The sequence below is a fragment of the Chelatococcus composti genome, assembly GCF_014201415.1.
GTDB classification, from domain to species: Bacteria; Pseudomonadota; Alphaproteobacteria; order Rhizobiales; family Beijerinckiaceae; genus Chelatococcus_A; species Chelatococcus_A composti.
This window is the reverse complement of the sequence record NZ_JACHEH010000009.1, coordinates 63969-73867: the sequence shown is the minus strand read 5'-3', so window position 1 is coordinate 73867 and position 9899 is coordinate 63969. Positions and strand designations below refer to the sequence as shown.

Genomic DNA, 9899 nt, shown 5'->3' with positions numbered 1-9899 from the left:
CTCGCGGCATCGTCATAGGGCTACTCCTAGGATTGTCCCTAGGACTTCCGACGTTCGCCCTCAGACCGCAAGGCGGCCGTCACCGGAGGGATACGGTTCTGCCGAAGCGCGTGTCGGAGCGCCGGGTATGCCTCGTGCTTGGGCAGCATCGCTCCACGCAGCGGCGTATTCCTCGCGGCCGGGACGACGAGCAGCAACTGACCGAGGACATCGTTGCACTGGCCCGCCGCTATGGCCGCTACGGCTATCGCAAGATCGCCGAGCTTCTGCGCAGCCAGATGGGCTGGGTGGTCAACGACAAGCGGGTCGAGCGCATCTGGCGGCAAGAGGGGCTGAAGGTTCCAGCCAAACAACCGAAGAAAGGCCGGCTCTGGCTCGCCGACGGATCATGCATCCGCCTGCGCGCCGAGCGGCCCAACCATGTCTGGCCCTACGACTTCGTCGAGGACCGCACTCATGACGGAAGGAAGTACCGCATGCTTAACGTGATCGACGAGTTCACGCATGAGGCGCTGGCGATCCGCATCGATCGCAAGCTCAACTCCACCGACGTCATCGACGTCCTGTCCGACCTGTTCATCCTGCGCGGCGTGCCTGAGCACATCCGTTCCGACAACGGCCCGGAGTTCATCGCCACGGCCGTGCAGGACTGGATCACCGCCGTCGGGGCGAAGACTGCCTACATCGCACCCGGAAGCCCATGGGAGAATGGCTACATCGAGAGCTTCAATGCTCGCCTGCGCGACGAACTCCTCGACGGCGAGATCTTCTACACGCTCAAAGAGGCCAGAATCTCTAGTCCTTACTGGTAGGAAATTCCCGGACAGGTCACCCAGCGGGTAATCGAGGTGCTCAGCCGCTTGGTCAGCCTGCGTGGCGCACCAAAATACCTTCGAAGTGATAACGGCCCCGAGTTCGTTAGTACACAGCTGCTGCAATGGGCAGTCGACGAAAAGCTGGAAACGGTCCTAATCGAACCCGGCAAGCCATGGCAAAACGGTACCAATGAAAGTTTCAACGGGAAGTTCCGCGATGAATGTCTGTCGATGGAATGGTTCCGCAACCGACTAGAAGCTCGGGTAGTCATTGAGGATTGGCGTCGCCACTACAATGAGATCCGGCCGCATTCGAGCCTGAATTACCAAACCCCACACGAGTTTGTGGGAAACCTGACCAACGAATTAACATCCGAGGCCAGAATCTCTAGTCCTTACTGGTAGGAAATTCCCGGACAGGTCAGAAGAAATCGAACACAGATCGCGCTGCGCAGAGACTAAATCAGGCGTGCTTCATGGCAAGAATTAGAAAAGTCGAGATCGCCAACTTTCGCGGTATACGGCGATTAGTCTGGTATCCGGCACCAGGCATCAATTGTCTTATCGGCCCCGGTGATAGTGGCAAGTCTACGGTACTGGACGCAATCGACTTGTGCCTAAGCGCAAGACGAAACGTCCAGTTCTCGGATGCCGATTTCTTCGGTTTGGACATCACGACTCCAATCAGCATCACGTTGACGCTGGGTGAGTTGGATGAACCGTTGAAGGCGCTGGAAAATTACGGCCCGTTTCTGCGCGGATATCGCGCCGACTCCGGCATTGTCGAGGACGAGCCCCAAGTTGATTCCGAGGTCGTGCTTTGTATAAACCTGACGGTTACTAGTGACTTGGAACCGTCATGGACTCTTATCTCTGATCGTGCTGCACAGCAAGGTATCACAAAGACCCTCGCATGGAAGGATCGCGTTGCTCTAGCACCTACTCGTATTGGTGCCTTGGCGGACTTCAATCTGGGATGGCAGCGGGGCTCTGTATTGAACCGCATCTCGGAAGAACGAGTCGACGCTTCAGTCGCGCTGGTCAGGGCGGCAAGGGACGCACGCAGTGCCTTTGGAGATCAGGCCGAACAACAGTTGCAAGAAGCGCTGGAGATCGTCACCGCCACGGCCCAGGAACTGGGTGTCAACATTGGCGCTAAGGCAAGAGCACTGCTGGATTGGCATTCTGTGTCATTCGGTGGCGGCACCGTCTCCCTGCACAACGAAAACGGCATCCCGCTTCACAACCTTGGCGTGGGGTCCACGCGTCTGTTGGTTGCCGGCATGCAGCGCAAGGCGGCGGCTCAGGCGTCAATCGTACTCTCGGACGAGCTGGAGTACGGGCTGGAGCCACACCGCATTGCGCGGTTCCTAGGTTCCCTCGGCGCCAAGGAAACTGCTGCCCCGTTGCAGGTGTTTCTCACCACCCACTCACCTGTGGCGCTGAGAGAGCTTTCTGGCAACCAACTCTTTGTGGTCCGCCGTAGCCCTCACGGTCAAGAGGTTCGCCCGATCGGTACCGGCAACGATATCCAGAGCACAATCCGCCTCTATCCCGAAGCCTTCCTGGCTGGCTCCGTGATTGTGTGCGAGGGAGCCAGTGAGGTTGGCCTGCTGCGCGGGTTGGATTTATACAGGGTGGAGCAAGGGAATGCGTCACTGGCTGCGTTAGGCGTAGCCCTCATCGACTGCGGTGGCGGGGAGCCGGATCGACCGTATGTACGCGCTAATGCCTTCCAGGCTCTAGGTTACCGGGTGATGGTATTGCGCGATGATGACAAGAAGCCCACCCCTGCGGTCGAGCAGGCATTTGTCGAAAAAGGTGGTGCCGTCGTTGCCTATCGCGCGGGCCGCGCACTGGAGGACGAGTTATTCGGAAGTCTTACGCCGGCGGCATGCCAGAAACTGATCAGCTACGCCAACGAATTGCACGGCGACCTGATTCACGAACACCTACGCACCGTCTCAAATAACAAGCTTACCGTCCAGCAAATCTGTGACGAGATCCAAAAGACGAACCTCCTGCCGGTGCAGCATAGGGCAATCCTCGGCCAGGCGGCGCGCATCCGGAAGGCGGGCTGGTTCAAGTCCATCTCATGGATGGAGGAAGCAGCGAGGACCATCGTGGCACCGGACCTACAGCTTTGCGATCAGGGCTTCCGCGCTCTGATGGACCAGATATTCGGTTGGGCCGCGGATGGATCCCATTGAAATCGACCTTCTCGCAATCGAACGCGGAACTGTTACCGCACCCGCCGGCTGCGGTAAGACACAGCTGATAGCCAACGCGCTTGCCCGTCATCGGGGCAACAAGCCCATCCTCGTGCTGACACATACGAACGCTGGGGTCGCGGCCCTGCGCAGCCGGCTGGACCGCGCCGGTGTGCCGGCAAGCGCTTATCGATTGAGTACCATCGATGGCTGGGCTATCCGTCTCATATCAACCTTTCCGGGTCGTAGCGCCCACGATCCGGAGATTTTGGGCCTGGCCGCACCTGCGCGGGATTACCCCGCAATCCGCGACGCCGCCTGGAAGCTACTGCAAGCCGGTCACGTAAGCGAGGTGCTGAAGTCCTCGTATGCACACTTGATTGTGGATGAGTATCAAGATTGTTTGGTGTCTCAGCACAACATTGTCTATTTTCTCTCGTTGATTTTGCCCACATGTGTGCTGGGCGATCCAATGCAGGCAATCTTTGGATTCGGGGGCAATGCGCTAGCTGACTGGAATAAGCACGTGTGCGCGCATTTTCCTGTTGTAGGGGAACTGACAACGCCCTGGCGCTGGCGCAACGCCGGTGCGGAATCATTGGGACAATGGTTGCTGGAGGCTCGTCGCCTGTTAGCGGCGGGACATTCGGTGGATCTGCGTAGTGGCCCACCAGCGCATGTAACCTGGGTTCAGACCGTACCGCCGAACGACCATGCCCAGCGCTTAGCCGCCGCAAGGACACCATCGCCAACCGTAGACGGGCGGGTACTCATCATTGCCGACAGCCGCAACCGAGCAGCACAGCAGAATTTTGCGAGCCTGATTCCAGGCGCTTCGACCGTCGAGGCCGTCGATCTGCAGGGTTTGATCAATTTTGCCAACAGCTTTGACGTGGCCGCACCGAATGCCGTAGGGAAGTTACTGGAGTTGGCACAAAGTGCCATGACGAATGTAGGCGTAGCCGAGTTGAAGCGACGCCTGGAGGTGTTGGCGAGGGGAACCGCGAAGAATCCTCCGAGCGATGTGGAAATCCTTGCCTTGGAATTCTTGCGTACACCTTCTCTGTCTGGGGCGGCGATGCTGCTGTCTGAGCTACGTGCGCTGCCGAACGTACGTGTGCACCGACCTGCCATTTTTTACGGGGTACTCAAGGCTCTTCGAGACGCCTCGTCGGGGGTAGTCTCCTTGGCCGATGCAGCTAGGCGCGTGAGAGAGGAGAACCGACTGCTGGGGCGTCCGCTGCCCAAACGAGCCGTCGGCAGTACCTTGCTGCTGAAGGGACTGGAAGCGGAGGTGGCCGTGGTGCTGAACTCGGAGAACATGAATGCGCAAAACCTTTACGTCGCTATGACAAGAGGCTCGATGAAGTTAGTGGTGTGCAGCTCCGATCCTATAGTTGGGTAAAGTTTAGAGGCTGGAGAGCGAGAGCGGGTATGGTATTTTTCATGGTACTTGACGCTTTTCGATGTGGTAACACATTGATATATAAGAAATTGAAGTTCCCATTGATGATCGAGTGGGAGTGATTTGAGGTCTGCTACCGGCTGGTACGGTCAGGCATCAGAACACAGGTAAGGCCCGCGTCCCTCTAGACGGGGAACAGAACTATGTACCGGCTGGCCCAGCAAGCGGCGCTGCCGGGATTCAAGCTGACCGGGACCTGGCGGTTTCGTCACAGCGAAGTTGGATCGCTGGATACCGCGCAGAGTGGTCGCGAAGGTGCCGTCAAGCGCATCGACAAGATTTCAAGTAGAAGCAGGACGTCCGGATGTGCTGGCTTGGGTCGTGATATCGCCGCGATACACGATATGTACCTTGTTTCCATCGGGGTCACGTAAATAGGCACCGAAGTAGCCGTCGCCGTAGTGGGGGCGTGGGCCAGGAGCCCCTTCATCCGTTCCGCCCGCTGCCAGGCCGGCTGCGTGAGCGGCGATGACGGCGGCTTCACTTGGGGCGAGGAACGCGACCATGCTGCCGTTTCCGGGAGTCGCCGGCAGACCGTTGAATGGGGAATAAGCGTAGAAGCGCGGCAATGATTCGCCGGGCCTGATCCAGCATAAGGAAGGCGGGCCGCCATCCGGCGTAACCGGCCGCCGGCGCAGTCCAAGCGGCTCAAGGATGGCGTCGTAGAATCTGCCGGCGCGAGAAAGGTCGTTGACCCCGACCGTCACATGGCTGAACAGGAGCACGTCTCCCCTCCATCGTATTCAAAAGCCTTGCAGTGTTCCCTCGACCTGTGTCCGGGTGTCGCCCCCAATCCATATCTGCCCGGTGTCATCGCGGCTGACATAAATGCGTCCGTTCCGTTCGAGGCAGCGTCCCTGCGCAGCGACGTAGTCGTGATCCACGGCCCCGGACTGGAACAGCCATTGCGCCACAGCGGCATTGAGGCTTCCCGTGACAGGATCCTCTACGATCATTCCGAGGTGGTTGTTGAAAAAGGCGCGAACCTCGAACGCCTCGACACTACCCGGCGGATGTGGGCCGACCACGCCAATATCAATCCGGCCCGACCAGCTTCGCGCAGGATTCAGGGAGAGCACTCTCTCGGCAGACGCCAGTCTTACACCAAGCCAACCCGGGCCGTTATCGATCCATGCGGCATCGACGATCTCGCTTGGTTGGATTCCCAGAAAGCGTTGGGCCTCGTTCAGCTCGGCGGCAGAAGGCGGCTCGAAACGGATCAAGGGCGGTGCCGCGAAAGCGAGGCGCGTCTGGATGCGCCGGATGACGATCAAACCTGCTCCACACTCCTGAACGATCTTTCCAGGAAGCTTGGGTAGATTCCCTGCCGCGAGCCAAGCGTGACAACTGCCCAGCGTCGGGTGGCCGGCGAATGGCAGCTCCCTTTCTAGACTGAAAATCCTCACCCGATAGTCGGCATCCGAATGTCTCGGCGGCAGAAGGAAAGCCGTCTCCGACAGATTGAACCAGCGCGCCAGCTTCTGCATTCCCGCCGTGTCGATCTCGTCGGTCGCCACGACGACCGCCAGTGGATTGCCGGAAAACGCGTCGGATCCGAATACGTCGACCATCTGGAAGGTAAATTTCATGGTCACCCTTCGAACATTGCCTCAAGCCTGCATGGCCGCCGCGCCTCTCCCGGGATCGTGCAGCCTTGTAGCGGTGGCCGCAAAGCGCCATGCCGCACCAGCGCCACTCGCGCCTTGGTCCGATCGTAAAACCAAAGCACGCATTCCGGATGCTCGCATTGCTTGAAGAGGGTTGGATCGCCTTCGGCCAGCCGCCTTGCCACTGCGTCGGCGACCGGGCCGAGCGCCGACGTGATCGGTCGCATTGCGCGATCCGGTTCAGGCCCAAACGTCCGGCGGTATCACGTTTCAGATGAAGTGCGGTGTCATAGGCGTGCAGATGGGCGTTCAGCGCGCCGGGATCCGCGACAGTACCGTCCTTGAATTGACCGATGAGTGTGCGCGCCTGTGTGCGGAGCACCGTGCCGGCCGCCAGCAGCAGAGCGGAGTCGATGGCGTGCCGGTCGAGCGATGCGGGCAGGGCCGGGTGACTTGCCGGCCACGCACGCACATCGCCTCGGCTGATCCAGTAATCGACGGGTTCGCCGCTGATCCGGGCCTCGGTGTCGAGCAGGTCCAATGCCAGGTGATCGCCGACCATTGTGCTGCGGTGTTCTCTTGGTCCGTCGTCTGTCCCGTACCTTCAAATAACCGCTTAATGTTCTCTTTACAGGTTACAGCGAGTGGCGTTATGCTTCAAGGGGCGTAACACAATAACGCAACGTGAATAGGTTATTGTTTCTTCGATCCCTCGCGCTCGTGGAGCTTCTGCTGGAGCTGCGGAAAATCCTTCCTGAAGCGTTCGAGGCATTCGTCGATGGCGCCCTTGGCGCCGATGGCGACGAAGGGCGTGGCGACGCCGAGGATGCCGAGAGTGGCAATGGCCTGTTGCAGCTGCGGCAGCGTCATGCCGAGCAGGGAGGCGAAATCGTCAATGCCGTCAATGGAGCGCAGGTGATTGTAGGCGGCGACGAACGGGGCCTTGAATGCGTTTCGGCCGTCGGCGTTTTCAATCCGGAACGCTGGCTGCGAAGAAAATGATACAAGTTTCGAGAGGGATGGCACATTTTCCTCTTTTGTTTTTTGAGTATGTAAAAAGGCTTGGTGGGTGGTGATATATTGCTGACTCGGGCGTGTGCCTTTTTTGTTTGAGTGTTCAAAGCTTTTAAGCTGTCTTTGTTATCTGATCGGGTAACGTTATAAGGCTTGCGCTGGCAAGCCTGTGTTTCCGGAAATACTGTGTTGCGCCGCCCGTGTGCGCTTTGCGGGGTGGTCAGTGCTCGACCGGCCCGGCGCCCGTGACAATGAAGCTGTCGCGCGCCTCGCGCACGCTCGTGGTGATGCAGCGTGCCACGGCCGCGACGCGGCGCGTGTCGTAGGTGTCGGGGTGGGCAATCAGCCAGTAGCTGCGGGTGAAGCGGATGTGGGGCAGGAGCCGCCTGAGCTCCGGATATTGCATCGCTGCGTAGTCGTGCAGGATGCCGACGCCGTGGCCGGCCCGCACCGCCTCCATCTGGCCGACGACGCTGCCGCATTCGAAGCGCCGGTGCATCAGCCGGCCGAGGGTCGCTGCGTAGTCGAGCGCCCGGCTGTAGACGAAGTCCTCCACGTAGGTGACGAAGAGGTGGCCGGCGAGATCCTCCTCGCGGGCGATGGCGCCATAGCGGGCGAGATAGCTCTCGGAGGCATAGACGCTGAGCGTGTAGTCCGTCAGCTTCTTCACGATGACGCGGCCCTGCTTCGGCCTGTCGAGCGTGATGACGAGATCGGCCTCGCGCCGCGAGAGTGAGAAGGTGCGCGGCAGGGGCACGAGCTGGATGACAAGGTCAGGATGCTCGGCCGCCAGCGCGCCGAGCGCGCGCGAGAGAAAGTAGTTGCCGAGCCCGTCGGGCGCACCGACGCGCACCGTGCCGCCGATTGACTGGGCGGTGCCGGACAGCTGCGCCTCTACCTTGAGAAACTCGGACTCCGCCCGCTCGGCGGCGGCCATCAGCGCCTCGCCCGCGGGTGTCAGCACGCAGCCGGTCGTCTGGCGCTCGACGAGCTTGGTGGCGAGCTCTTCCTCGAGGGCGGTGAGCTGGCGGCCCACCGTGGCGTGGTTGAGACCCAGGCGCCGCGCTGCGCCGAGGATCTGGCCCGTGCGGGCGACGGCAAGGAAGATGCGGATGCGGTCCCAGTCCATTCGCCGACTATATTTTCCGCACATCAGAGCCGCAATATCGGCCATTGATGTGCAAATCTCATGAAATGATAAGGGCACGGTGCGACCGGCGGGCCGAGCGCCGGTCAGACAGCCGTCCGACGTTTCTGGGAGGATCTGCCATGCCGACCGACATTCCCCATTTCATCGACGGGCGCCGCGTCGCCGGCCGCAGCGGCCGCACCGGTGCCGTCTTCAACCCGGCAACGGGCGAGCAGACGGGCTCCGTCGCGCTCGCGAGCGCCGAGGAGGTGCACGAGGCCGTCGCTGCGGCGAAGAAGGCTTTCCCCGAATGGGCGGCCACGACGCCGCTGCGCCGCGCGCGCATCCTCAACCGCTTCCTGCGCATCCTCGAGGAGCGCGCGGACGAGCTGGCCGCCGTCATCACCGCCGAGCACGGCAAGGTGCTGTCGGACGCGAAGGGCGAGATCCAGCGCGGCATGGAGGTGGTAGAGTTCGCCACCGCCGCGCCGCACCTCCTCAAGGGCGAGGTGACCGAGAACGTCGGCACGCGGGTCGACAGCCATTCGGTGCGCCAGCCGCTCGGCGTCGTGGCCGGCATCACGCCCTTCAATTTCCCGGCCATGGTACCGATGTGGATGTTCCCGGTGGCGCTCGCCTGCGGCAACTGCTTCGTGCTGAAGCCTTCCGAGCGCGATCCCTCCGCCGCGCTGCTGCTCGCCGCCTGGCTGAAGGAGGCGGGCCTGCCGGACGGCGTCTTCAACGTTGTCAACGGCGACAAGGAAGCGGTGGACGCCATCCTCTTCGACCCCGACGTCTCGGCGGTCAGCTTCGTCGGCTCCACGCCGATCGCGCGCTACATCTACGAGACGGCCGCGCGCACCGGCAAGCGCTGCCAGGCGCTCGGCGGCGCCAAGAACCACATGATCATCATGCCCGACGCGGACCTGGACCAGGCGGTCGATGCGCTCATGGGCGCCGCCTATGGTTCGGCCGGCGAGCGCTGCATGGCTGTCTCGGTCGCAGTACCGGTGGGCGAAAAGACGGCGGATGCCCTCATCGCCAAGCTCGAGCCGCGCGTGCGTGCCCTCAAGATCGGCCCCGGCACCGATCCCGACGCCGAAATGGGCCCGCTGGTCACGAAGCAGCATCTGGAGCGCGTGCGCGGCTACATCGATGCCGGCGTCGCCGAAGGGGCGAAGCTCGTCGTCGACGGTCGCGGCTTCAAGATGCAGGGCTACGAGAACGGCTACTTCATCGGCGGCACGCTGTTCGACCACGTGACGACCGACATGAAGATCTACAAGGAGGAGATCTTCGGACCCGTGCTTGCGGTGGCCCGTGCCGACTCCTTCGAGACCGCCGCGCGCATGATCAACGAGCACGAATACGGCAACGGCACGGCCATCTTCACCCGCGACGGCGATGCTGCGCGCGAGTTCGCGCACCAGATCCAGGTGGGCATGGTGGGCATCAACGTGCCGATCCCGGTGCCGATGGCCTTCCACTCCTTCGGCGGCTGGAAGGCCTCGCTCTTCGGCGACCACCACATGCACGGGCCGGAGGGGGTGCGCTTCTACACGCGCCTCAAGACCATCACGACCCGCTGGCCGACCGGCATTCGCGCGGGGGCGGACTTTGTGATGCCAACGATGCGCTGAGGCGCGGCAGGCCTGTCTC

Annotated in this window: 8 protein-coding genes and 3 pseudogenes; 6 read left to right on the top strand and 5 right to left on the bottom strand. The window is 61.5% G+C overall.

Annotated elements, in window-relative coordinates:
• From HNQ73_RS16515 to HNQ73_RS16500, 4 genes and pseudogenes are all read left to right on the top strand, one after another.
• Positions 1 to 809 (top strand): annotated as a pseudogene (locus HNQ73_RS16515) (IS3 family transposase); the annotation flags it as partial.
• A gap of 27 nt (positions 810 to 836) precedes the next feature.
• A pseudogene (locus tag HNQ73_RS16510) lies at positions 837 to 1220 on the top strand (integrase core domain-containing protein); the annotation flags it as partial.
• 71 nt (positions 1221 to 1291) lie between these two features.
• Positions 1292 to 3025 (top strand): ATP-dependent nuclease, encoded by a 1734-nt coding sequence (locus tag HNQ73_RS16505; RefSeq protein ID WP_183336282.1) that lies wholly within the window; start codon positions 1292 to 1294, stop codon positions 3023 to 3025.
• Positions 3012 to 4430 (top strand): UvrD-helicase domain-containing protein, encoded by a 1419-nt coding sequence (locus HNQ73_RS16500; RefSeq protein WP_183336280.1) that lies wholly within the window; start codon positions 3012 to 3014, stop codon positions 4428 to 4430. Before HNQ73_RS16505 ends, HNQ73_RS16500 begins: the two co-directional genes overlap by 14 nt.
• Positions 4431 to 4771: 341 nt before the next feature.
• On the opposite strand, the gene HNQ73_RS16495 is transcribed toward HNQ73_RS16500, so the two are convergent.
• From HNQ73_RS16495 to HNQ73_RS18245, 4 genes and pseudogenes are all read right to left on the bottom strand, one after another.
• Positions 4772 to 5209 carry a VOC family protein gene (locus HNQ73_RS16495; RefSeq protein ID WP_183336288.1) on the bottom strand — a complete coding sequence of 146 codons (438 nt, stop codon included), beginning with the start codon at positions 5207 to 5209 and terminating at the stop codon, positions 4772 to 4774.
• A gap of 24 nt (positions 5210 to 5233) precedes the next feature.
• Positions 5234 to 6079, bottom strand: a complete 846-nt coding sequence (locus tag HNQ73_RS16490; protein ID WP_183336278.1) for a PhzF family phenazine biosynthesis protein — start codon at positions 6077 to 6079, stop codon at positions 5234 to 5236.
• 2 nt (positions 6080 to 6081) lie between these two features.
• Positions 6082 to 6324, bottom strand: coding sequence for a CGNR zinc finger domain-containing protein (locus HNQ73_RS17835; RefSeq protein ID WP_210305347.1), 243 nt, complete (start codon positions 6322 to 6324; stop codon positions 6082 to 6084).
• A 26-nt stretch (positions 6325 to 6350) separates the two neighbouring features.
• Positions 6351 to 6659, bottom strand: a pseudogene (locus HNQ73_RS18245) (ABATE domain-containing protein); the annotation flags it as partial.
• 158 nt (positions 6660 to 6817) lie between these two features.
• Between HNQ73_RS18245 and HNQ73_RS16480 the strand changes: the two are divergent.
• The gene (locus HNQ73_RS16480) at positions 6818 to 7099 is read left to right on the top strand and encodes a hypothetical protein (RefSeq protein WP_183336276.1); all 282 of its coding nucleotides are present in this window, start codon (positions 6818 to 6820) and stop codon (positions 7097 to 7099) included.
• Positions 7100 to 7331: 232 nt separating this feature from the next.
• Here the strand turns inward: HNQ73_RS16480 and HNQ73_RS16475 are convergent, their stop codons facing one another.
• The gene (locus HNQ73_RS16475; RefSeq protein WP_183336274.1) at positions 7332 to 8240 is read right to left on the bottom strand and encodes a LysR family transcriptional regulator; all 909 of its coding nucleotides are present in this window, start codon (positions 8238 to 8240) and stop codon (positions 7332 to 7334) included.
• Between the two features lie 140 nt (positions 8241 to 8380).
• Between HNQ73_RS16475 and HNQ73_RS16470 the strand changes: the two genes are divergently transcribed.
• A complete protein-coding gene (locus tag HNQ73_RS16470; protein ID WP_183336272.1) occupies positions 8381 to 9880 on the top strand; it encodes a CoA-acylating methylmalonate-semialdehyde dehydrogenase in 1500 nt (499 codons plus the stop codon).
• Positions 9881 to 9899: the final 19 nt, after the last annotated feature.